Source organism: Rhizobium sp. Root274, assembly GCF_001429245.1.
Classification (GTDB): Bacteria; Pseudomonadota; Alphaproteobacteria; order Rhizobiales; family Rhizobiaceae; genus Allorhizobium.
Genome location: NZ_LMJE01000008.1, coordinates 23223 through 47682, shown reverse-complemented (window position 1 = coordinate 47682; position 24460 = coordinate 23223). Strand labels below are relative to the sequence as shown.

The 24460-nt window shown below is 60.3% G+C and carries 19 protein-coding genes; 7 read left to right on the top strand and 12 right to left on the bottom strand.

Translation table 11 applies throughout. The features are described 5' to 3' along the window. The first annotated feature begins 125 nt into the window (after positions 1 to 125). From ASE36_RS15440 to ASE36_RS15410, 7 genes are all read left to right on the top strand, one after another. Positions 126 to 560 (top strand): DUF2852 domain-containing protein, encoded by a 435-nt coding sequence (locus ASE36_RS15440; protein WP_062282703.1) that lies wholly within the window; start codon positions 126 to 128, stop codon positions 558 to 560. 91 nt (positions 561 to 651) lie between these two features. Further along, a complete protein-coding gene (locus tag ASE36_RS15435; RefSeq protein WP_062281585.1) occupies positions 652 to 1410 on the top strand; it encodes a M48 family metallopeptidase in 759 nt (252 codons plus the stop codon). A gap of 75 nt (positions 1411 to 1485) precedes the next feature. Next, positions 1486 to 2160 carry a phosphoribosylanthranilate isomerase gene (locus tag ASE36_RS15430; RefSeq protein ID WP_062281583.1) on the top strand — a complete coding sequence of 225 codons (675 nt, stop codon included), beginning with the start codon at positions 1486 to 1488 and terminating at the stop codon, positions 2158 to 2160. Beyond that, the gene (trpB, locus tag ASE36_RS15425; RefSeq protein WP_062281580.1) at positions 2157 to 3377 is read left to right on the top strand and encodes a tryptophan synthase subunit beta; all 1221 of its coding nucleotides are present in this window, start codon (positions 2157 to 2159) and stop codon (positions 3375 to 3377) included. The genes ASE36_RS15430 and trpB overlap by 4 nt, the downstream gene beginning before the upstream one ends. Before the next feature lie 2 nt (positions 3378 to 3379). Beyond that, positions 3380 to 4219 carry a tryptophan synthase subunit alpha gene (gene trpA, locus ASE36_RS15420; protein WP_062281578.1) on the top strand — a complete coding sequence of 280 codons (840 nt, stop codon included), beginning with the start codon at positions 3380 to 3382 and terminating at the stop codon, positions 4217 to 4219. 38 nt (positions 4220 to 4257) lie between these two features. After that, positions 4258 to 5154 (top strand): acetyl-CoA carboxylase, carboxyltransferase subunit beta, encoded by an 897-nt coding sequence (accD, locus tag ASE36_RS15415; RefSeq protein ID WP_062281575.1) that lies wholly within the window; start codon positions 4258 to 4260, stop codon positions 5152 to 5154. A 38-nt stretch (positions 5155 to 5192) separates the two neighbouring features. Further along, positions 5193 to 6533 carry a bifunctional folylpolyglutamate synthase/dihydrofolate synthase gene (locus ASE36_RS15410; protein ID WP_244474769.1) on the top strand — a complete coding sequence of 447 codons (1341 nt, stop codon included), beginning with the start codon at positions 5193 to 5195 and terminating at the stop codon, positions 6531 to 6533. A gap of 53 nt (positions 6534 to 6586) precedes the next feature. On the opposite strand, the gene trxA is transcribed toward ASE36_RS15410, so the two are convergent. From trxA to ASE36_RS15350, 12 genes are all read right to left on the bottom strand, one after another. Continuing rightward, entirely contained in the window at positions 6587 to 6907 is a 321-nt protein-coding gene (gene trxA, locus ASE36_RS15405; protein WP_062281573.1) for a thioredoxin, read from the bottom strand. Positions 6908 to 6980: 73 nt separating this feature from the next. Continuing rightward, positions 6981 to 10544: a double-strand break repair helicase AddA gene (gene addA, locus ASE36_RS15400; protein ID WP_062281571.1), complete on the bottom strand. Its 3564-nt coding sequence runs from the start codon at positions 10542 to 10544 to the stop codon at positions 6981 to 6983. Beyond that, a complete protein-coding gene (gene addB, locus ASE36_RS15395) occupies positions 10537 to 13725 on the bottom strand; it encodes a double-strand break repair protein AddB (RefSeq protein ID WP_062281568.1) in 3189 nt (1062 codons plus the stop codon). The genes addA and addB overlap by 8 nt, the downstream gene beginning before the upstream one ends. 2 nt (positions 13726 to 13727) lie before the next feature. Further along, entirely contained in the window at positions 13728 to 14462 is a 735-nt protein-coding gene (locus tag ASE36_RS15390; protein WP_062281565.1) for a nucleotidyltransferase family protein, read from the bottom strand. A 5-nt stretch (positions 14463 to 14467) separates the two neighbouring features. Beyond that, the gene (tsaE, locus tag ASE36_RS15385) at positions 14468 to 15997 is read right to left on the bottom strand and encodes a tRNA (adenosine(37)-N6)-threonylcarbamoyltransferase complex ATPase subunit type 1 TsaE (protein WP_062281563.1); all 1530 of its coding nucleotides are present in this window, start codon (positions 15995 to 15997) and stop codon (positions 14468 to 14470) included. Further along, positions 15994 to 18417 carry a PAS domain-containing sensor histidine kinase gene (locus ASE36_RS15380; RefSeq protein ID WP_244474768.1) on the bottom strand — a complete coding sequence of 808 codons (2424 nt, stop codon included), beginning with the start codon at positions 18415 to 18417 and terminating at the stop codon, positions 15994 to 15996. The genes tsaE and ASE36_RS15380 overlap by 4 nt, the downstream gene beginning before the upstream one ends. Positions 18418 to 18780: 363 nt before the next feature. After that, positions 18781 to 20178: an adenosylhomocysteinase gene (gene ahcY, locus ASE36_RS15375; protein ID WP_062281557.1), complete on the bottom strand. Its 1398-nt coding sequence runs from the start codon at positions 20176 to 20178 to the stop codon at positions 18781 to 18783. 162 nt (positions 20179 to 20340) lie between these two features. Next, a complete protein-coding gene (locus ASE36_RS15370; protein ID WP_062281554.1) occupies positions 20341 to 20619 on the bottom strand; it encodes an HPr family phosphocarrier protein in 279 nt (92 codons plus the stop codon). A gap of 4 nt (positions 20620 to 20623) precedes the next feature. Continuing rightward, positions 20624 to 21025, bottom strand: coding sequence for a PTS sugar transporter subunit IIA (locus ASE36_RS15365; RefSeq protein ID WP_062281551.1), 402 nt, complete (start codon positions 21023 to 21025; stop codon positions 20624 to 20626). Between the two features lie 115 nt (positions 21026 to 21140). Beyond that, entirely contained in the window at positions 21141 to 21602 is a 462-nt protein-coding gene (locus ASE36_RS15360; protein ID WP_062281547.1) for an HPr kinase/phosphorylase, read from the bottom strand. Next, complete coding sequence (locus ASE36_RS15355) at positions 21599 to 23380, bottom strand: sensor histidine kinase (protein WP_062281544.1); 1782 nt, start codon at positions 23378 to 23380, stop codon at positions 21599 to 21601. Before ASE36_RS15355 ends, ASE36_RS15360 begins: the two co-directional genes overlap by 4 nt. 69 nt (positions 23381 to 23449) lie before the next feature. Beyond that, positions 23450 to 24178, bottom strand: coding sequence for a response regulator transcription factor (locus tag ASE36_RS15350; RefSeq protein ID WP_140829981.1), 729 nt, complete (start codon positions 24176 to 24178; stop codon positions 23450 to 23452). Between the last annotated feature and the right edge of the window lie 282 nt (positions 24179 to 24460).

The window sequence follows — 24460 nt, the reverse complement described above, 5'->3', positions numbered from 1 at the left end:
ATGTAAGGGGATTCAGTTGGTTCTCCGATTGGGTCCGCGCATTTCTTGAAGCAGACCCTCGCATTTCCCACATCGAAATCATCGGGAGACATCGTGTCGCCCGGATGAAACGAGGGTAATCGATGATGAACCAGTCAGCACTGCTTCGGCCGGATTGGACTCCGGCGACCGTCGCATTGATGGTGCTGGGCTTCGTGGTCTTCTGGCCGCTGGGTCTGGCAATGCTCGCCTACATCATGTTTGGCGAGAAGTTTCAGAGCTTCAAGCGAGAAGCCAATCGTAAGGCCGATGACGCCTTCGCCTGGTGCCGCTCCAACCGCTATGCTGGCCCGGTCAGTGCCACCGGCAACGTCGCCTTCGACGACTGGCGCAAGGCCGAGCTTGACCGGCTGGACGAAGAGCGTCGCAGGCTCGACGAGATGCGCGCCGACTTCGACACCTATGTCCGCGAACTGCGCCGGGCAAAGGATCAGGATGAGTTCGACCGCTTCATGCGCGACCGCCAGCAGGTAAAGCCTTCTGGTGACACAACTCCGCCTGCCGGATACTCCGGCAACTAAGCGGCACAGGCCATATGAACGATCCAGCCGGCATCTTCGATGCCGGCTTTTTCTGTCCCGATATTCCCGGCGAATCGGCTAGAATACCCTGATGTTTCCTCTGTTGACAAAGCTGAAGCCGGCACGCGAACCGGCCCTGGTGCTGGAGCGGGTCGTGCCCGTGGATGGTCGATCCGTTCCCTTGACCATTCGTCGAAACAGCAGAGCAACCCGCATCACGCTCCGGATCGAACCTGGCGGTCGCGCTCTTAAGATGACAGTGCCGCCCGGACTGCGTGAGCGTGATGTCGAAGACTTCCTTGATCGGCACCGCGGATGGCTGCGCACGCGCCTCGCGCGGCAGAATGCCGGCGCCCGGATTGAGGATGGCAGCGATATTCTTCTGCGCGGAATCAGCCACCGTATCGTTCACACAGGCCAGCTCCGAGGGCTGACCCAGTCCATCGACAGCGAGATCGGCCACGTCCTGAGTGTCAGCGGCCTTGAGGATCATCTGCCTCGTCGTGTGGCGGACTTCCTGAAGAAGGAAGCGCGCAAGGACCTTGAGGTCCTGGTGACACGTTATGCCAGGCGCGTGGGTAAGCCGGTGAAGAGTCTCAGTCTCAAGGATACGCGCAGCCGCTGGGGCTCCTGTTCCTGGGACGGCAAACTGAGCTTTTCCTGGCGCATCGTCATGGCCCCCCCCACTGTGATCGACTATCTGGCCGCCCACGAAGTGGCGCATTTGCGCGAGATGAACCACGGGCCGGCCTTCTGGGCTCTGTGCGAAGAGCTGTGTCCGCACCTGGACCAGGCGAAGGCTTGGTTGAAACGGCATGGCTCTTCGCTTCATGCCATTGATTTCGGTTGAACCTAAGGCCGCGACCATTCAGCTCTTGTCGCAATTTGGCTCGACTCTTTTTTGATTTCGTGCGACGTCGCTCGCATGAGACCCGATATCAAGATCTGCGGATTGAAGACGCCGGAGGCGGTTGATCGTGCGGCCGAGCGCGGTGCCAGCCATATCGGCTTCATTTTTTTCGAAAAGAGCCCGCGCAACATCGAGCCGGACATTGCCGGCACGTTGGCAGACCGTGTTCGCGGGCAGGTGAAGATCGTGGCCGTGACCGTCGATGCAGACAATGATGATCTGGACGAGATCATCGCCTTGCTGCGGCCGGACATCCTGCAGTTTCATGGTCACGAGACGCCGGAGCGTCTGCTGACGGTGAAGGCGGTGACGGGTCTGCCGATCATGAAGGCATTTTCCATCCGCGATGCTGATGATCTCAGGCGCATCGAGCCCTATATCGGCATTGCCGATCGATTTCTCTTCGACGCCAAGCCGCCCGCGGGTTCCGATCTGCCGGGTGGGAATGGCGTGAGCTTCGACTGGCGCTTGTTGCGATCGCTTGACGACAGCGTGGATTACATGCTTTCCGGTGGTCTCAACAAGAACAATATAGCAGAAGCGATGAGCGAAACGGGTGCACGCGCGATCGATGTCTCTTCAGGCGTCGAGTCTGCGCCCGGAGTGAAGGATCTGCAGATGATGGATGAGTTTTTTGCGGCGGTCGCCGATGCGACCCGCCGAGCGCCGGTATCAGGGAGTGTCAAGTGAACCAGTCACCCAAACCGAATTCCTTCCGCGAGGGACCCGACGAAGATGGCCGTTTCGGCATCTTTGGCGGCCGCTTCGTTGCCGAAACCCTGATGCCGCTGATTCTGGATCTGCAGGCAGAATGGGAAAAGGCCAAGACGGACCCGGAATTCCAGGCTGAGCTGGCGCATCTGAACACCCATTACACCGGCCGCCCGAGCCCTCTCTATTTCGCTGAACGCCTGACAGAGGAACTGGGCGGCGCGAAAATCTATTTCAAGCGCGACGAGCTCAATCACACCGGCAGCCACAAGATCAACAACTGCCTGGGCCAGATCCTGCTCGCCAAGCGCATGGGCAAGACCCGCATCATCGCGGAAACCGGGGCTGGTCAGCACGGTGTGGCCTCCGCCACCGTCGCTGCTCGCTTCGGCATTCCATGCGTCGTCTATATGGGCGCGACAGACGTACAGCGTCAGGCGCCGAACGTGTTCCGCATGAAGCTTCTCGGCGCCGAAGTGAAGCCGGTGACCGCCGGTCACGGCACGCTGAAGGATGCCATGAACGAGGCGTTGCGTGACTGGGTCACCAATGTCGATGATACCTATTACATGATCGGCACCGCAGCCGGCCCGCATCCCTATCCGGAGATGGTGCGGGACTTCCAGTCCGTTATTGGCCGCGAAACCCGCGAGCAGATGATGGCCGCCGAAGGCCGCCTGCCGGACATGCTGATTGCGGCCGTTGGTGGCGGTTCCAACGCCATCGGTCTCTTCCACCCCTTCCTGGACGACGATAGCGTCCGCATCGTTGGCGTCGAAGCGGGCGGCAAGGGGCTGGAAGGTGAAGAGCATTGCGCATCGCTGACGGCCGGGACGCCGGGCGTGCTGCATGGCAACCGCACCTATCTGCTGCAGGACTCGGACGGTCAGATCAAGGAAGGCCACTCGATTTCAGCAGGCCTCGACTATCCCGGCATTGGCCCCGAACATTCCTGGCTGAAAGATATGGGCCGCGTCGAATATGTTCCGATCCGCGACGACGAGGCGCTCGCTGCCTTCCAGCTGCTGACACGCACCGAGGGCATCATTCCGGCGCTCGAGCCGAGCCATGCGCTGGCCGAAGTCATCAAGCGGGCCCCGACCATGGCCAAGGATCAGATCATCGTCATGAATCTCTGCGGTCGCGGCGACAAGGACATCTTCACCGTCGGCAAGATTCTTGGAATGGGGCTCTGATCATGACTGCTCGTATGGAGAAGCGCTTTGCCGACTTGAAGGCTGAGGGACGCCCGGCACTCGTCACCTATTTCATGGGCGGCGATCCCGATTATGAGACCTCTCTCGCCATCATGAAGGCACTGCCGGAAGCAGGCTCTGACGTCATCGAATTGGGCATGCCTTTTTCCGATCCGATGGCCGATGGCCCGGCGATCCAGCTTGCAGGTCAACGCGCGCTGAAAGCCGGCCAGACACTCGTGCGCACGCTCGACCTGGCGCGGGAATTCCGCAAGACCGACAACGACACTCCGATCGTCATGATGGGTTACTACAACCCGATCTACGTCTATGGCGTCGAACGCTTCCTCGATGACGCGCTGGCAGCCGGCATCGATGGTCTGATTGTCGTCGATCTGCCGCCGGAAATGGATGACGAACTCTGCATCCCGGCCCGCAGCCGCGACATCAACTTCATTCGTTTGGCCACCCCGACAACCGACGACAAGCGCCTGCCCAAGGTTTTGGAAAACACTTCCGGCTTCGTCTACTACGTCTCGATGAACGGCATCACCGGCTCGTCGCTGCCGGATCCGTCCCGCGTGTCGGGTGCTGTTCAGCGCATCAAGAACCACACAAAACTGCCGATCTGCGTCGGCTTCGGCGTGAAGACTGCCGAACATGCGCGCTTGATCGGTGCGAATGCTGACGGCGTCGTCGTCGGCACGGCGATTGTTAATCAGGTTGCCACCAATCTCACCACCGACGGGAAAGCCACGGCAGACACGGTACAGGCCGTTGTCACGCTTGTTCGCGGTCTTGCCAGCGGCGTGCACAGCGCGCGCCTTGCTGCTGCCGAATAACTTTCCCATATGGACTGGAAACGTCAGGAGTACACCGCGTGAACTGGATCACAAACTATGTTCGCCCGCGCATCAATTCCATGTTGGGCCGCCGCGAAGTTCCGGAAAATCTCTGGATCAAGTGCCCGGAAACGGGCGAGATGGTCTTCCATAAGGACCTCGAAGAGAACAAGTGGGTCATTCCGGCCTCCGGCTATCACATGAAGATGCCGGGCAAGGCGCGTTTGATCGATCTGTTTGATGGCGGTCAGTACGAGGCGCTCCAGCAGCCGAAGGTGGCCCAGGATCCGCTCAAATTCCGCGATTCCAAGAAATATGCCGATCGCCTGAAAGAGAGCCGTCTGAAAACTGAGCAGGAAGACACGATCCTCGCCGGCGTCGGCACCGTCCAGGGGCTGAAGCTCGTCGCGGTTGTGCATGAATTTAACTTTATGGGCGGCTCGCTCGGCATTGCCGCTGGCGAAGCGATCGTGAAGGCCTTCGAGCGTGCCATTAAGGAAAAGTGCCCGCTTGTCATGTTCCCTGCCTCTGGCGGTGCCCGTATGCAGGAAGGCATCCTGTCACTGATGCAACTGCCGCGCACGACCGTTGCCGTCGACATGCTGAAGGAAGCCGGCCAGCCCTATATCGTCGTCCTGACCAATCCGACCACCGGTGGCGTCACGGCCTCCTACGCCATGCTGGGTGACCTGCACATTGCCGAACCCGGTGCCGAAATCTGCTTTGCCGGCAAGCGCGTCATCGAGCAGACCATCCGCGAAAAGCTGCCGGAAGGCTTCCAGACCTCGGAATACCTGCTCGAACACGGCATGGTCGACATGGTCGTGAAGCGGCATGACATTCCTGACACGCTGGCGCGGGTCTTGAAGATCATGACCAAGCGTCCGGCAAATGACACCGCACCTGTGGTGACGGCTGCCAAGGCAACGGCCTAAATCAATTCCGTCGAGGCCGCGGCAGCGGGACAAATGTGATGACAGCGCCCATCGTCAGTCTGGCCGACGCAGAGATCGAAAAGCTCATGGGGCTACACCCTAAGGGCTACGATCTTTCGCTTGATCGTATCCGCCGTCTTCTCGACGTGTTGGGCAATCCGCAGACACGCCTGCCACCTGTCATCCATGTTGCAGGCACCAATGGCAAAGGATCCGCGTCGGCGTTCTGTCGTGCCCTTCTGGAAGCCCAAGGCCTTTCGGTCCACGTTCACACATCACCGCATCTTGTCCGCTGGCATGAGCGTTATCGTATCGGCGTAAAGGGTGGTCCGGGACGTCTGGTCGAAGATGAGCTCTTCGCAGACGCCTTGCGCCGCGTCGCAAATGCGAATGGCGGCAAGCCGATCACGGTTTTCGAGATCCTCACGGCTGTTACTTTCATCCTGTTTTCCGAGCAGCCGGCGGATGTTGCTGTCATCGAAGTCGGTCTCGGCGGTCGCTTCGACGCGACCAATGTGATCGACAAACCTGCCGTGTCCATTATTCAGCCGATCTCTCTCGACCACCAGGCCTATCTCGGGGACCGGGTCGAACTGATCGCGGCGGAAAAGGCCGGCATCATGAAGCGCGGCATTCCAGTCGTCATCGGCCATCAGGAATTCGACGGTGCCAAGGACGTGCTGATCAGCACGGCTGACCGACTCGGCTGTCCCCTGACCGTCTTCGCCCAAGATTTCCTCGGCTATGAGGAGTTCGGTCGGCTCGTTTATCAGGATGAATTCGGCCTGATGGATCTACCGCTCCCCCGCCTGCCGGGGCGTCACCAGATCGGCAATGCGGCGACCGCTATTCGCGCCGTGAAAGCCGCTGGCTTTGCGGTAAAGGACCAGGTTGCCGAGAAGGCGATGTTGTCGGTCGAATGGCCTGGGCGATTGCAGCGTCTGACGGAGGGCGCTCTCATCGAGCACGCGCCTGTTGGCGCCGAGATCTGGCTTGACGGCGGACACAATCCGGGTGCCGGTGAAGTCATTGCCGAAGCCATGGCTGCGATGGAAGAGAAGCAGGCGCGTCCGCTGCATCTGATCGTCGGCATGATCAACACCAAGGACCCGATCGGATATTTCCGGGCCTTCACGGATATCGCACACGATGTCTACACCGTGCCGATCCTTGGTTCGGATGTAGGCCTGGATCCGGTGGCTCTTGCCCAATCCGCAGCAGATGCTGGATTGAAGGCTTTGCCCATGAGTTCTGTGGGTGAAGCCCTGGAAGCCATTCGTACGCGCAGTGCTGATTCTGCCCCGCCGCGCATCATGATTGGCGGATCGCTCTATCTCGCCGGCAACGTCCTTGCCCAAAACGGCACAATCCCGACATGAAAAAAGCCCGGTTGAGCCGGGCTTTTTTGTCTCTGAAGCTGTGTAGCTGCCACTCAGGCCGCGCCGGCGATCCAGCTGGTAAGCGCGGTCTTTGGAGCGGCGCCAACCTTGATGTCAGCCACTTCGCCACCCTTGAAGACAGCAAGCGTCGGGATTGAACGCACGCCAAACTGTGCGGCGAGTTCCGGATTTTCATCGATGTTCAGCTTCGCGATTTTTACCTTGCCGGCCATCTCGTTCGAAATCTCTTCGAGGCTCGGAGCAATCATCTTGCAGGGGCCGCACCATTCAGCCCAGAAATCGACAACGACCGGTTCGGATGCGTTGAGAACCTCTGCCTGGAAATTGGATGTGTCGACTTTCACGGTAGCCATGGGGCTCTCCTTATAGGACTGGAATTGACTAGATATGTGATGCCGCGTCGCGGTAATTTCAATATGCGGTATCTCACGATGTTTGAAGGTCGGCAAGGGAGCGCGCAAGGACTGTGTCGTCAAGACGGATGAGACTTCCCGTTTCGGTGTAGACGAGCCAGCATTCGATGGACTTTCCGGGGTAAAGCGGCTTCAGGATCTCTCTGTAGATCGCAAGCTGTGCGCGGTGCGAGAGGGGGGCTGAGTCGGCGTTGCGGGGCGGTTTTCGATTGGTCTTGTAGTCGGCGATCACCACCTTGTCTGGAAGGACGGCCATGCGGTCGAGACGGCCGGAAACGGCCCGGGGCTCGCCACGCAGCATCAGCGTGCCCATGACGGAGACTTCCGGCTGGCTTCCGTCAGTGAAGAGCGATGTCAGCTCTGGATTTTCCAGCACTGACAAGACCGTCGAGACGAGGCGCTGGCGTTCCGGCATGGGCCAGAAGCGGGCCGACCTGTTCACGTAGCGCTCCGCCGCATCGGCCCACTCCGTCCGGGGAACCTCCGGAAGGTTTTGCAGCATGCGATGGATCAGGCGCCCTCGCTGAAGGGCGATGTCCGGCTTCTCATCCGACACGAAGAGAGCCGAGGCCGTGATCATGTCCTCGCTGTCGTCGTCGATCAGAATGCTCCCCGCCGTCGATGGGCTTAAAGGACGTGGGAGCGCGATGGGCGGGGCAAGTGGCCGCCACAGATGTTTCGGCAGCTCGATCGTATGCTGTTCTTCGCTGGATTCGGGCGCCTGGGGAAATTCGCGATCTCGATCCGGCATGCTCCATCGCACGCCGTTCCAGGTTCCATCCGGCCCATGATACTCTGCTGGTGCGCAGCGTGTGTCATCGGCTCTAAGGGCGTCGAACACCATCCGGTGCCAGATATCACCGGGATCATTGACGCCGCGATAGCCGGCGATGATCAGCCGGTCCGCCGCGCGCGTCATCGCCACATAGAGCAGCCGGCGATATTCCTCTTCTGCCAGGGCTTGCAGGCGATCGCTGTCACGCTGTGTCAGGGAGTTGGACAGAGACTTTCCCGGCACCCAGAACGGGGTCGCAACACCATCCTCCGCCTCCAGCAGGCGAAATTTCGCCAGATGGTTGCTGTTGAATGGCTTTGAACCACCATCGACCAGAAACACAATCGGCGCCTCCAATCCCTTAGAGGCATGTACGGTCATGATGCGGACTTCGTTCCGCTCCTTGTCCTGCTCGCGCTTCACCTCCGGTGCTTCCATTTCCAGCGTCGAGATGAAGGATTGCAGGCCGGGCAGACCGGCCGTCTCGAAAGCGAGGGCAAAGCTCAGGAATTCGTCGAGAATGTCGCTGACCTCGGATCCCAGTCGCGCGAGATATGCCTTACGCCCATGGTGAGCGCCAAGAACGCGGGCAAAGAAGTCGTGCACCGAAAACACGCGCGACTGTTCGAAGAACAAGGTGAGCGTCTCGAAAGTCCGGCGCCAGGGGGAACCCTCAGGCTCTGCCTCGTGCTGCAACCGGCGCCATAGGCTCTGCCCTTCCGGCCGCTCCGAAGCTAGCGTCAGAAGATCGTCTTCTGCATGATTAAAGAGTGGGCCCTTCAAGAGCGCCGCGAGCGACAGGTCGTCGTTCGGCAAAAGCAGGAAGCGTCCCAGAGCCAGCATATCCTGGACAGCGATGTGGCTCGTCAGCTTCAACCGGTCGGCACCGGCGACAGGAATGTTATACGGTCGCTTGAGTGCGCGGGTCAGGGAATTGACGAAACTGTCGCGTTTGCGGACCAGAACCAGGATATCGCCCGGCCGAATCAAGCGTACATGCCCGTCTTCGATGATCGTCTCGCGCCCGACCATCTCGCGGATCTGATAGGCGATCCGCCTTGCCAGAAGCGCAGACGGTGCGCTCTCCGGCGTTGCATCGAAAGGCGCAGTCCAGTCTTCCGTCTTCTCCTGCTTGTCGGCGACGATCATTTCCCAAACGTCGACCACGCCGGGCTGCCCAATCCGGCTGGAGCGGTGAACGATGTCGTCTCCGCCGGCGCTCAGGCCGCGACGGTTTTCTGGCGCAAGGAATACCTGGTCAACCGCCTGCAGAACGGATTCGGTGGAACGGAAGGAGAGGGGCAAGCGCACCGAATTGAAGGCCTGGCCGCTGTGGGAAACAGCCGCCTGTGTTTGCTTCGCCTCGGCCGAAAACTGCTCTGGACGTGCGCCCTGGAACGAGTAGATCGACTGCTTCTCATCACCCACGGCGAAAAAGGTGCGTATCCCCGCTTTCGCGCTCGCTCCGCTGAAGAAGTCTTCGCGCAACGACCGGATAACGGCCCATTGGACAGGGCTCGTATCCTGCGCCTCGTCTACCAAGATATGGTCGATGCCCTGGTCAAGCTTGTAATGCACCCAGGCGCCGACATCGCTGCGCGTCAGCAGTTGTGCGGTGCGGACGATGAGGTCCTCGAAATCGAGCTGCGATCGCCGCTTCTTCAGCTCCTCGTAATCCGTGTCCAGCCGCAGGGCGAGCGTGAAGGCTGCCTTTGTTGCCTCGTACATGCGGAAAATTCGCAGTCTGTCGCGCCTCGCCATGATATGCTCGCGCGCAGCGATGACGGCATCCTTAAGCTCGGGCGCCGCTTTCGTCATGGCTGCGGCGATCAGGGAGCTATCGGCTTTGGCGGTTTCCGAGCTTGTCAGGAAGGCACTATCGATCAAGCTCACCCGCACCAGGGGATCGGTTTCGACAAGGGCGCGTTCCAAGGTCTCGGCAACGGCGCGGACCTTTTCTCCACCCTTCTCCAAAGCCAGCCGAATATAGTGCGCAAAGCTCGGTCCCGAGAGCCCATCAAGGGGCCAGTAGTCGTCGGCGCGCGAGAGCTCGGTCTCGGTCGGACCTATGCCGAACCGCCGCCGCAGCGCGAGATCAAGCCCGCCAAGCCTTTCTGCCACCCCTCGAAAGTCACGGATCGCGTGCCGATTGGCAACGATATCGCCGATCAGGGTCTCCAATCCGCTTTCATCGGCGATGCTCAGAACCTTGGAGAAGGCTTCGGCGAGCGCGGGATCGTTTTCCGTGGATGTCGCCGTCAGGAGTGATCGCCGGGCCTCTGCAAGCACGGTTACGGCCGCACGATCGTCCAAGACATTGAAGTGGCCGGCGACATTCGCTTCCAGCGGAAACTGATGCAGCAAGGCCTCGCAGAAGGCGTGGATGGTCTGGATTTTCAACCCACCCGGTGTTTCCAGAGCTTTTGCAAATAGCCGTCGAGCAGCTGCGAGTGTCACACGATCCGGTTGCCGTTGCTCGATCTTCGCGATCCGCTGAGACAGCTCCGCGTCATCAAGCGTTGCCCACTCAGCCAGGCGCTGAAACACGCGGTTCGACATCTCCGAAGCCGCGGCTTTGGTATAAGTGAGGCAGAGGATAGAGGAGGGGCGAGCGCCAGCGAGCAGCAGGCGGATAACCCGCTGCGTCAGCACATGCGTCTTGCCGGAACCGGCATTGGCAGACACCCAGGCAGACTGGCCCGGATGGGAGGCCCGGGACTGTTCTTGCGAGGTCCAGTCCAGCAAAGCGGCGGGGTCGCTGCTGCTGGGCAACGTGTCGATGCCGATGCCGCTTTCACTCATCGGCGTTCGCCTCCTCGGTATGGGCCGTCGACCACTCGGCGACGCGCGCGAGATGATCGTATTCGCCGCCGTAACTGTTTTGCTCGGCGGGAATAAGCCTTGAGACATATCCGCGCTCCCCGCTGTGGAGAGCGGCAACGAAGCGGCCAAGCTCATCGACCGCCTGCGATGCCAGATCCGCTGCCGATTTCTTGTTGTCTCCGCGCCCGCTAAGCTCGTTGTTCACTGGGTCCACCTTGAACCGGTCCCCAGGCCTCAGGCGAACATAGATCAGGTTCTCCGGTCGCACCTGCCCGGCGGGTTTGAACGCACCTTGCAGAAGGGCGGCAGCCTCAAGCGCCAGCTGTGGGTCCAACAGGCTGCGGGCTTGCCCGACACTCGGCGCCAAACCCGTCTTGTAGTCGATGATATCTGCATGACCGCCGCCCTTGATGTCGATGCGGTCGGCGATGCCGCTGATGGTGATGCCGACGGGCTCTAGGATCACACTTCCCCGGACTTCCGTCAGGATCCGCCGTAATTCCGGACGTCGCTTGCGTTCCCATTCGATAAATTCGGATGCCACCGCGTAGAAGCGCTGGCGCCACACGATGTCAAGGTGCAGCGGAAGGGCCTCTGTCAGGAACTCCTCGTCCGTGATTGCTCGCAGAATGTCGACGGCGTCGCGGCGACCGGGATCGTGGTTCTCGCGCACGAAACGATCGACAATTCGATGATAAAGAGTACCACGGTCCGCCGCACCCGGATCCTGGTTGAACGGCTCCACGGCATCGAGCCTAAGGATCCGCCGTGCGTAAGTCGCATAGGGGTCCCTTCGGAACCGACCAACTTCGGAAAAGCTGAAGGATCGAGGCTGAAGCTCAAGACGGGGCCGGGGTGCCGGACGCTGGGCAGGGGCCTGGCTGTCGCCCTGGTCTATCAGATCGGCATAACGGCGAAAGACCTGGCCGCGCCGCTTCATCGCCGCTTCCAGCTCGGGGCCACCGAGTGCTATCAAACGCTGGAGCCACCGCGACGCGACCGTTGGGGCGGATCCCTGTCGAAGCGCACGGGTGAAGATCAGCTTGCGGGTCCCACAGGCCATCTGGAAGTCGTGCGCGACCTGACCGGTCTGTCGCTCGGGTGGTTCGAGCCCGACATCGGTTTTCATCATCCGCGACAGGAAGGGATTGTTTTTGGTCTGGCCCGGCCAGCTGCCTTCGTTCATGCCGCCGATGACCATCATGTCGACATTCTGCAGGCGGGCTTCGAGCGTCCCGAAGATGAAGACGCGTGGATGGCGCATCGCCCTCGGTTTGACCGCCTGCCCGGCCATCAGCGCCGTCAGGATCTCCACCCACTGCGCTCCGTCCGCCTCGATTTGCCCGTCGGCCTCCATCACCTGGCCCAGCAGTTGCGCCAGCGTGTCGCCGCCTTCATTGCCCCAGAGGGCCGCAAGATCCTGTCGGTCGTCGATGCAGACCGCTTCCAGCACACGCCCTGTCCGTTCGGCCCAATCGGCAAGCGTGAACCGGTGCGTCAGCGACGAACCGTCCGTTGATCGAACAACAGCGGAAATCAGTGGCTCCACCGCTGCAGTAATCTTGCTCGCCAGCAGGCGGGCAAGTTCTATGTCTTCCGGCGGGACGGAGAGACGCCACTGGGGCTTATGCCGGTCCGCCAGATGTTCGACCATTCCCTGTTCGAAAAGAACCTCCATTTCGGCAAGGTCCAGCATGCGGATGCCACCGCGCAAGGCGATGACCTCAAGCGCATCGGCAGCCCTGCGCATCGCTTCCTCAGAGAATCCGAACCGGGCAAGCGGATGCTTGATCAGGGACACGATCGGTACTGGATCGCCGGGCCTCAGGCAGGCTTCGGTGACGACCTGCGTGAGGGTTGCGGCAAGAGTACCCGTCAGCGGCGTACCGGCCGAATCGTCGGCCTCTATGCCGAAGCGCGTCAACTCGGACATGACGCGACGCGCGAGCGCACGGTCGGGCGTTATCAAGGCAACCCGGCTTTCCGGGACATCGGCCGTCTCTTCGAGAGTAAGCCGAAGCGCGATGGCAATGGCAGTCGCCTCTTCTCTCTCATTTGCCGCTTCGATCAAAGATACGTCTTGAAAGGCCGCCAAAACGCGCTCGGTTGCGAAATCATCTCGCCAGGACTTCCAGCTGTCGGTGGCTTCGGCCGGCGCCATGGCCCGAGAGAAAATCTCCGTCCGATCCTGCAGCACGGCCTCTGCTTGGGCGAGCGCCGGGATCTCACTGCGCTCCATACCCATGTGTTGCAAAAGCTGAGCGAGGCCATATTGAGGATGCCCGCGAACGGCCGGGTTGGGCGCAAGGGCCGACATGCCGCGATCATTCAGCTTCAGCCAGTCGTCTTCCGGCATGTGGTGGTCGAGACCGGGCAGTACGACGACTCCGTTTTCACGTCCGCCGATCGCCGCGATCAGTTCTGCCGCAGCCGGAATTGAGCCTGTCGACCCTGCCACGATGATCGGCCCGGTGGGTCCGGACCGGCGAACGCGCTCGGCCTCGGCCCGCAACACGGCGTCGCGGTGTCGGGCGGGCGACGAGCGCACCAGTTCCTTCAGTCGCTCAGGCCAGAACTTCGTGGCGATCTTGAGGAATTCCAGCGTCAGCTGCCACCAGGAACCGAAGTCTGCTGACTGAAGGTTGTTGAGGTTCTCCCAATCGCAGCCCTCGGTCTCGGCCGCTTCGATCAGCTCGACGAGCGCTCGGGCAAGCCAGACGGCATCGGCAGGGCTTGCAGGAGCGACAAGAGGCGTGTCGCTGTGGATCGAACGCACGATTTCAGGCAACTGGTTTCGCCAGGCGAGGATCAAGCGCGCGAGTTCGAGCAGCATGACGGTGCCACTCACCGGCGGGGCGAGATCCATTAGGAGAGGCGTGTCCTGATCGAAATAGCCGCTGTCATCATCCGTTTCGCCGAGAGGTCGTATGTTAGGAAGGATTGCGGAGCGACCTCCCAGCAGGTCGACAAATTCCGACCGCAGCACACGTGCGGCGCGGCGCGTCGGCACGAGAATGGTCACCTTGGCTAGGGACAGGGGGTCGTTGGGCTCATAGCGGTAACCTTGCACCAGCGAGCCGTCGAGCAGCGCCTGCGTCAGCGTCTTGAGGAAAGGACGCCCCGGTGGAATGGTAAAGACGCGTGGGGATGCCGCTGCCACGCTCAACTCTCCTGCCGATAGCGAGCGATCATAGCCTCGGCCGGTGCGACAGCATCCGGTGTGCCGACTGTCAGCCAATGTCCTTCCAGCGGCTCTCCAAATAACCGCCGCGCGGCGATTGCGCGGTCAAAGTAGATGTTGAGATTGAAGGGCTCCTCCGGCGCGTCTGACAACAGCGCCGGCATCAGGGCCAGCGCACCAGCATAGACGAACGGGGCAGGATCTCGGGCGCGAAAGCGCGTCAGCGCTCCGTCCGCAGCCATGGAAAAGTCGTTCTTCCCGTTGTGGCCGGTCGTCTGGCTCTCTTCGACGCAGAGCATCGCCATGTCCATGGTCCCGGGGTCGAAAAGGTGACCGAGCCGCGTGAGGTTTGAAGGTTTTCCCTTGGGTTCACCGATCCAGAACAGATCCGCATTCATCACGAGAGCCGGTACACGGCGATCAAGGACTTTCAGGCCCCGGGCCAGTCCGCCGCCGGAATCCATCAGCCGCGCCCGCTCGTCCGAAATGATGATGTCCAACCCGTCGACATCCGCCAGATGGCGCTCCATCTGGTCTGCATGATGATGGACATTGACCACCACTGTCGTAATGCCTGCTTCTCTCAGAGCATCCAGCGCATAGTCGATCATCGCCTTGCCGCCGATCTTGACGAGCGGTTTGGGCGTCGTGTCGGTGATAGGTCTCATTCGCGTACCGAGACCGGCCGCGAGTACCATGGCTTGTGTGATGGTCATTTAAACTACGCCGCTGATTCGGGAAGTTCGATTCCAGCCTCTGCGCACCAGCTGCGCAAGGGGGTAAGGGCGGGATGCTCGAACGCCACCGACAAATGCCAGAGCGTTCTCGGCATGTGCCGCATATAACCAGGCTTTCCATCTCGCTTCAGCAAACGAACCCAAAGTCCGTTCAGTTTGCAGGCCCTCTGAGCGGACATAATGGCCCAGCCCTTGAGGAAGGCGGCTTCGTCGAAGCCTGCGGCCTTGTTGCGAAGGGCGAGATAGTCGGCCATCAACTGATCCATCAGCGGCCGGGGGATCGTCACGCGTGCATCCTGAACGAGAGAGACCAGATCATAGGCCGAAGGCCCGATCATTGCGTCCTGAAAGTCGATGAGCCCGATTCGGTCGTGACCAGTGCGGTTGCCCCGCCAGATGATATTCGGAGAATGAAAGTCGCGCAGCACGATGGATTTCTCGACCGCCGCCAGCTCATCGATCAGGCTGTCCCAGATCCCGAGATAGGCCTCCCGCTCCGCATCGCTGACGGCCGCTCCGTTCCGTTTCCAGGGAAGATGCCAGTCCAGCAGCAGCTCGACCTCCATCTTCATCGCCGGGCGGTCGAAGTCCGGGATGACATGCACCTTCCCATCTTTAAGGGAGATCTCACGGTCGAATGACGTGTCATGGATCGCGGCCAGACAGGCAGCGGATGCCCTATACCGTTCTTCGATTGGGTTCCCTTGCGGGTCGAGAACGCCCTCCGTGCCCAGGTCTTCCAGCAGAAGAATGCCGGAATCGCAATCTGCCGCCAAAATGGCCGGAGCCGCAAATCCGCGTGCGCGAAGAGCGTCATCGATGGCAACGAAGGGATAGACATCCTCGGCCAGATGCACGATCTGCGAATAGGGCTTGCCGTCGCGGATCGGCGGTCCATTTGGCCGCGCCGGGGCGTCCATCAGGACCAGACGCGCATCGCAATTTTTCGGATAGACATGTTCATAGGCGCGACTGGAGGCATCTCCGGTCAGGTGTCGTCGGGCCGCATAGGAGAAACCGTGCTCGACCAGAAAGCGCCTGATCTGCCCGATACGCCGAAGCCTCGCTATTTTGGCTTCTGGTGCGGCAATAGAGAGGATCCGCCCACCATCTGCCGAAAACTGGAAACGAATGTCGATCCGCTTCTCTGGCAGGGCCTTGCCGGCTCTCTCGGGCCACTCCACCAAACATATGCCCGTCGAGAGCGCCTCATCGAAACCCAGTTCATCGAGCTCGCTGATATCTGCAAGGCGGTAGAGATCGAAATGGGATACCGGAACCCGGAGATCGTAACTCTGCACGAGCGTGAACGTGGGGCTGGGCACTTCGAGATCCGGATCATCTGCTATCGCGCGCAGGAGGGCGCGGCAGAGGGTCGATTTTCCGGCACCCAGATCTCCCCATAGCGCAACGCAGTCGCCGGCCTGAAGTGCGAGCGCCAGATCCTGGCCGAACTCGACCGTTGCGGTCTCGTCCGGCAAGCTCTGCTCGATCAGATCCGGTTGCTCCGTCATTCGGCTGCGGCGATCACTTGCGGAATGCTGGCCGACGGGATGCGGCAGTTAACGGTGGTGCCCTGTCCGGGCGCACTGTCGATCGAAACCTCGCCATGGTGCAGGTTGACGAAACTGCGCACGATCGAAAGGCCGAGCCCCGGACCGCTCCGCTTTCCGCCTTTGGGATTGGTCGAGAATCGATCAAAGGCAGAAGACAACATCTCCGCTTCCATTCCGCACCCACGGTCCACGACCGAGAACACGAAGTCGACGCCCTCACGCCAGCACTTCATTTTCACGGCCGTACCTTCGGGAGCGAAATTGACAGCGTTTGTCAGGATCTTGATGAGTATCTGCTTTAAACGCTGACGATCGGCGATGATGTGCCCTAGCTGCGAGGGTGCCGAGATTTCAAGCGTAACGCCGCCCTCCTGCAGCCGATCCGTCATCTGCATGGAAACGTCATCAAGAAGATCGCTGAGGTCGATCTCGGAATAGTCCAGCTGCATGATGCCGGCGTCGACTGTGGCAAGGTCGAGAATGTCGTTCACGATTGTCAGCAGCAGCGACGAGGATGTCGAGATGTGGTCGACATATTCGGACTGGCGCTCGTTGAGCGGCCCGATCGCCGGTGTCTTCAGAAGATCGGTGAAGCCGATGATGTTCGTAAGCGGCGAGCGGAGTTCATAGGAGACGTGCTGGACGAAATCGTTCTTCAGCTCGTCCGCCTTGCGCAGCGCTTCGTTCTTCTCCTTGAGCGCACGTTCGGCCCGCACGCTATCGGTCATGTTGACGAAGGTCAGCATGGTCTGGGCGTTTGGCAGAGGCGTTACGGCATAATCGAGCACAAGACCGGAATAGAGCTCCAGCGTCCCCTGGCTCGACGGGCGTTCGTCCTCGAAGCTGGTGATCATCTTGCCGAACGCCTTCCAGCCGTCAGCCTTGTCATAGGACGACTTGCAGGCCGCTTCGAGCAGGCGGATATGCGTTCCAACGGCCGCCTGAGCTTCCGTGATGCCCCAGAGCGCCCGAAAGGCGGGATTGGAAAGCTGGATTCGACCGTCCGGACCGAACACTGCCACCCCTTCGGAAAGGTGATCGATGGTTTCGCCCTGAACCTGGAGCAGCGTGTTGTAGCGTGTTTCCAGGCTGACCTGCTCGGTCAGATTTTCGAACATCCACGTGACGCCGCCTTGCGGGTGTGCCGAGGCGATAACGCGGAGCGTCTGTCCGTTCGGAAGGTGCCAGAGGTCGGTCTGGGTTTCCAGCGCGCGGTAGACGGAAAGGCAGCTTTCTTTCCAGGCCTTCCAGCTCAGCTGTTCGGGCAGCTTGTGCGCCGAGCGCAACCGGTCAAGGAGCTCCGCATGATCCGGTCGCGATTCGAGGAAGGATGTTTCCAAGCCCCAAAGCTGCACGAAGGCCTGATTGTAGAACTGCAGACGCCTATCGGCATCGAAAATGGCAACAGGGGTTGCCAAATGATCAAGCGTTTCTGCATGGCTTTTCAGGGTGCGAACGAGCTCCTCGCGCAGCGTCTCCGCCGAGGACACGTCGATCGCCATGCCACAGGATCCTGCCGGCCCGCGCACGTCCACGACCTCGAAGAATGTCCGCCCGCCGCGCACCGCCGTTGAAACCGTGTCCCGGAACGGCGATTCAGGCGTGGTGGTGGCCTTGATCTTCTCGCGCGTCAGTGTGCCGAGGATCTCCCGACCCTCCTGGACCGCCTGATTGGGAGAGCTTGCCTCCACTGCCTCGCTGTATGCGTGGTTCACCCAGGTCAGCCGTCCCTCAGCGTCTCGCTGCCACACCGGTTGCTCGATCGAATCCAGAAGGGACTCGAAGGAAGCAATCGAGTTGCGCAGACGGTTACGCTCGATCTTCAGTTCCGCCAGCTCTGCCCATAGATTGTTGAGTGCGAGGAAGACGGCGTAGGCGCGCCCGCCATAGAGGCGCCCTTGAACCTCGATAACCTCGCCGCGGCTGGTCTCCACCACGAGATCGAAGGTGGAGGCATTGGAGCGGAGAGCCTCGATCGCCCGTTCCACTTCACTGGCCGAGCTTGGCGTCAACCAACGGCCGAAAGCAAGGAAATCGCCATCGTTCTGCGGCGCCCCGGTTTCGCCGGGCAAATGGCCAAGAAGCTCGGCTTTGCTGTTCTGGCCGTCCCAGATGACCACACGCCGGTTCTTGTCGGCAATGAAGGCCTGATACTTGGAAATCTTGTGCTGGCTAATCGAGAGTTCGGAACGCAGGTCGCGGCTCTCGGATTCCAAGCGGTTGCGCTGCCGCGCAAGCCAGCCCGCGGAGACCAGGGCAGCTGAAAGAGCGCCCAGCAGAAGGGCGTAGCCGGCAACATCGACCCGGTTAAGATCGCCGACGATGGACTGGACCGCTTCCGCCCGAGCGAGCGATGGCGACAGCATCCCCGCCAGCATGCTGCTGCCAGCCAGGATCCTTCGCAGGGACTCTACAACGCCCTGCCGTTGGACGATAGAGCTCCGCTCTGCGGGTTTCAGTTCAAGATTGTGCCGCCAAAGGCTCGAAATACCGGCCATCATAGCCGTATCCCGCAAACGCGGGGTGCGTTGATCTACCGACATTCTCGGTCTGTCTCCGTCTCATTATGTGCCGCATCGTCGACAAGACATCCGTGCTCGCGGTCCGCTCGTGCGGTCCACGAATCAAGTTCTAAAACAATACCGCCGATGGAAAGTGGCGGGAAGGCCGGGGCCCAAAAAAGAAGGCGGTGCCGTTGTCAAGGCGCCGCCCACTAGATGTAGATATTATCCAGCTATATTTTAATAGCGATAGTGTTCTGCCTTGAACGGACCCTGCGTCGTGACGCCGATATAGGCGGCCTGTTCGTCCGAAAGCGTCGTCAGCTTCACACCGAGCTTCTCCAGATGCAGGCGGGCGACCTTCTCGTCGAGGTGTTTCGGCAGGACATAGACGCCCGGCTTGTACTCTTCGGTCTTCGCAAAGAGTTCGATCTGGCCCAGAACCTGGTTGGTAAACGAGGCCGACATGACAAAGGACGGATGGCCTGTCGCATTGCCGAGGTTGAGCAGACGGCCTTCCGAAAGCAGGATCATCCGGTTGCCCTTGGGGAACTCAATCATGTCGACTTGCGGCTTGATGTTCGTCCACTTGAGGTTCCGGAGAGCCGCAACCTGGATCTCGTTGTCGAAGTGGCCGATGTTCCCGACGATCGCCATGTCCTTCATCTCGCGCATATGCTCGATGCGGATGACATCCTTGTTGCCCGTCGTGGTGATGAAGATGTCGGCAGACGCGACGACATCTTCCAGCGTGACAACTTCAAAGCCGTCCATGGCGGCCTGCAGAGCGCAGATCGGGTCGACTTCCGTGACCTTGACGCGGGCACCCGCACCACGCAGCGAAGCAGCCGAACCCTTGCCCACGTCGCCATAACCGCAAACGACGGCAACCTTGCCGGCCATCATCACGTCGGTACCGCGGCGAATGCCGTCCACCAGCGATTCCTTGCAGCCATACTTGTTGTCGAACTTCGACTTGGTGACGGAGTCGTTGACATTGATGGCCGGGAAGGGGAGGAGGCCCTTCTTGGCGAGTTCGTAGAGGCGGTGCACGCCTGTGGTGGTTTCTTCCGTGACACCCTTGATGGCATCACGCTGCTTGGTGAACCAGCCGGGGGAGGCGGCGAGGCGCTTCTTGATCTGAGCGAAGAGGATCTCTTCTTCTTCAGAGCCCGGGTTCGACAGAACGTTTTCGCCGGCTTCGGCGCGTGCACCCAGCAGGATGTACATGGTGGCGTCGCCGCCGTCGTCGAGGATCATGTTGGACACACCGCCATCGGTCCACTGGAAGATGCGGTCGGTATAGTCCCAATAGTCGGTCAGCGACTCGCCCTTAATGGCGAAGACCGGGATGCCGGCCGCGGCGATCGCGGCAGCGGCATGGTCCTGGGTTGAGAAGATGTTGCAGGAGGCCCAGCGCACGTCGGCGCCGAGTGCAACCAGCGTCTCGATCAGCACGGCGGTCTGGATTGTCATGTGCAGCGAGCCGGTGATGCGGGCACCCTTCAGCGGTCTGCTGGCGCCGAATTCTTCGCGGCAGGCCATCAGGCCCGGCATTTCCGTCTCGGCAATGCTGATTTCCTTGCGACCGTAATCGGCAAGACCGATGTCGGCGATGACGTAGTCATGTTTGCTCATGAGAGTCTCCGGCTGGATCTGGGCCCGGTCTCCGCCTGAAGCAGAACCGAGGAACGCTCGACCCGCGAAATGAAATCGCGGCGATTGCGCTGTTCCTAGCAGGGATCGTCAAAGAAGGCAATCAGACATAAAGAAGTCTTTATGTCCTTATGTGGAGATGCTTTACATCTCCTCCCCGAAGCGATCGGCGACCAAAGCCGAGAGAGCATCCAGCACCGCCTCTGCGTCGTTCCCGGATGCCGTCACGCTGATCGAACAGCCGGGGCTGGCAGCCAGCATCATCAAGCCCATGATGGAGGTGCCGCCGACACTGGTGCCGTCTTTCGATACCGTAACAGCGGCGTCGAAGCCGCTCACTGTCTGGACGAACTTGGCGGAAGCGCGCGCATGAAGGCCGCGTTTGTTGATGATCAGCAGGTCGCGTGCAAGTGGGGCAGTCATTCCATCACTTTCCACTGAGCACGCGGCTGGCGACGTTGATGTATTTGCGGCCAGCTTCAGAGGCTTCCACCAGGGCACGATCCATGTCGTTATCCCCTCGAATGCCGGCGAGTTTTATGAGCATGGGAAGGTTGACGCCAGCGATGACTTCGATCCGGCCGGTGTTCATAACGGAAATGGCGAGATTGGAAGGCGTGCCGCCGAACATGTCGGTCAGAATGATCACACCATGTCCGTCATCGGCGCGCAGCACGGCATCTAGAATATCCTGACGACGCTGGTCCATGTCGTCTTCGGGGCCAATCGAAACAGTCTCGATGCATTTCTGTGGGCCGACGACATGTTCCACCGCGTGATGAAACTCTTCAGCCAGCTTGCCATGAGTGACAAGCACAAGTCCGATCATTCTCTACTGCCCCTTAGCGGAAAAAGTCGCCAGATAGCGCAACACCAGTGGTTCGTCCATCGATAGGACGCCATCTTGTCCATGAAAACGGGAAGTGCAAGCCAAAAGCGCGTGCTCAGGAGTGCTTTGCTTTCATCGTGACAATTTGTGCAAAGATGAGAGCCAGCGGAAAACGGCTCCAGAACGGCACCCTGATCACAGGAAGATTGATGTCAGACGAAAGCGAATGCCGTTCGTCCTCCGGCGGCAGGCGAGGACTGTCCGCAGAGACCACAGGAGAGATGACAAAATGGAGTTCTGCTTCCTCGATACTGTCGAGAACGACGATGCCGCTGTAGCGCAACTCGATCAGGCCTTGGATCGCCTCCGGCCTCTGTCCGAAAATCCGTCCGTTTCTGCGTGACAGATAAACCTGATCGTCTGAGACGAGCGCTGCGGAAAGGCGGCGAAGACTGGCCTCCGCCAGACAGTCGAAGGCGAGGGCAGATTTTCCGCTGCCTGACGGACCGATGAACAGCAGGCCGGTGCCGTCGACCACAATGGCCGTACCGTGCACATTGAACGGTTCGCCGCTCAATTGCCGATCTCGACGGGCAAGGACAGAATAAAGCGGGCCCCGGTGACGCGGCCGCCTTTGCCATCCAGGACGTTCTCTGCGCGCAGCGTACCGCCATGGGCTTCGGCGATCTGGCGGCTGATGGAGAGGCCCAGACCCGAGTTCTGACCGAAGCTCTCGCCCTCGGGCCGGTCGGTGTAGAACCGCTCGAAGATCCGGTCGATATCTTCCGCCTGAATACCGGGTCCATTGTCTTCCACTTGGATCAGGCAGCGCGTGCGTGTGCGCGACAGGCGGACCGTGATGCAGCCACCCTGTTCGGGCACGAAAGAGCGGGCGTTTTCGATCAGGTTGGTGACGATCTGTCCGAGCCGCAGATCATGTCCATTGACGATAAAGCCCTGCCTGGAGCCTGGCTTCTGGTCGATGACATAATCAATCTGTACAGCCTTCTTGCCGTGACGGATCTCCCTTGAGATATCGACCAGGCTTGAGAGCAGGATTTCCAGATCAACCGGCTTTGCGTCCGCGCGCGCCAGTTCCGCGTCGAGTCTCGATGCGTCGGAGATGTCGCTGATCAGGCGATCCAGTCTGCGAACATCGTGTTGGATGATATCCATCAGCCGCTGCCGGGATTCCGGCGTTTTCGCGAGCGGAAGGGTTTCCACGGCAGAGCGCAGCGACGTCAGCGGGTTCTTGAGCTCGTGACTGACATCGGCGGCAAAGCTTTCGATCGCATCGATTCGATCATAGAGCGCGGTCGTCATCTCGCGCAGCGCAATCGATAGATTGCCGATCTCGTCCTGACGCACCGAGAAATCGGGGATCTCCTCGCGCTCCTTGGCTCCGCGACGCACCCGGATCGCAGCCGCCGAAAGCCTGCGAAGGGGATTCGCAATCGTAGACGACAACAGCAGCGACACGACGATATTGACAAGCGTCGCCACTCCGAAGACGCGCAGGATGGCCAGACGTTCGGCATGAACGATCTTGTCGATATCGCCCGCCTGGGTCGACAGCAGCAAGACGCCGAGCACGGCACGCGAGCGTTGCACAGGGACGGCGACGGAGACTATCAGCTCCCCCTGATCGGTGACCCGAACTACCGCACCACGAACGCCGGTAAGCGCATTCATCACTTCGGGGTAGATCGATCCATCTCCGCCCGGCGCTTCCTTGTAAATGGGAAGGTTGCCCGGTTGCAGGATAGTGTTGAACATCCGGGTAATCCAGTCGGTCAGGCTGGACGTGTCGTTGTCCACGGGCGGCAGGTCAAAACGTAGCACTTGGCCGCGGGAATAGAGATGCCGCGAGTCCAACAGCAGATTGGCGTCGGCATCGAAGAGCCGGGCGCGAATGCGGGTCGGGGAGATCAGCCGGCGGAGAACGGGAGCGACCCGTTCCGGATTGATCGGGAATTCCAGGTCTTCGTCATTGGGGACCGGCGTGATGCTCTGCCCGGCCTGGAGCTCCAGCAGCTTTTCCGGATCAATAGTGATGGAGTTTGTGTCGACCGAGGCGGAGGCCGAAACCGCGGCCGCGATAATTTCGCCCTGGGTCAGAAGACTTTCGACGCGTGCATCGATCAGACCCTCGCGAAACTGGTTGAGATACATGATCCCACCGACCAGCACGATCAGCGCAGCGAGGTTGAAGAACACGATCCGACGCGTCAGGCTGGAAAACAGCGCGTGGCCGAAGATCCGTCGGATGAGAATGAAGGGATGGGAAAACAGCCGTCGCTGTTCGGAGCCGCTCTCCAGCTCCTCCAATGTCCCATCGTCAACCTGCCTGGCCAAGTCTCACCCTTTCACCCGTGCCGCCTAAATCTGCAACTCCATTGGCGGCAGATCGGCGAAGCCGGGAGCTTAAGCCGCCTCGCGGAAGCGGTAGCCCACACCATAGAGGGTTTCAATCATATCGAAGTCGGTGTCGACCATTTTGAACTTCTTGCGCAGGCGCTTGATATGGCTGTCGATGGTCCGGTCGTCGACATAGACCTGTTCGTCATAAGCCGCATCCATCAGGGCGTCACGGCTCTTCACCACGCCCGGACGCTGCGCAAGCGACTGGAGGATGAGAAATTCCGTGACAGTGAGAGTAACCGGATCGCCCTTCCAGGTGCAGGTGTGGCGCTCCTGGTCCATGACCAGCTGGCCACGCTCCAGCGTGCGTGCCTGTTGCTCGCTGCCGGGCTTGGCAGAGGCGCCACCGGTCGCAGCCAGATTTTCACGGCTTGCTGCACGACGAAGGATTGCCTTCACCCGCTCAACCAGCAGGCGCTGGGAGAAGGGCTTGGTGATGAAATCATCGGCGCCCATCTTCAGGCCGAACAGTTCATCGATCTCTTCATCTTTGGAGGTGAGAAAGATGACCGGGATGTCGGACTTCTGTCTGAGCCTGCGCAGCAGCTCCATACCGTCCATGCGCGGCATCTTGATATCGAAGATCGCCAGCTGCGGGGGCCGTGCCAAGAGGCCATCAAGGGCCGATGCGCCGTCGGTATAGGTCTCGACCTTGTAGCCTTCGGCTTCGAGAGCGATCGAGACGGATGTCAGAATATTGCGGTCGTCATCCACCAGGGCGATCGTCTGCATAATGTAACTCTCCATCATATCTTAAGCGCTGCTCCTGGCTCTACCCCAGCCCAGCTCCGGTTTCACGGCAGTGCTTCATGGGGATAAAGGTGGAACAAATTGTGGCAAAGGGAAAGGTGGGGCGGGTCGAAAACAATGCCAGCCTCCTTTGGGAAGCCTCCAGCGCCTTTCTGCGCAGACAGAATATAACAGGAACTAAACGATTTAAACTGGTAATTCGACGTTTTAAATCGATTAAATAATTGATATCATTGATTATTTTCCGCCTTTATCTTGCGCCAT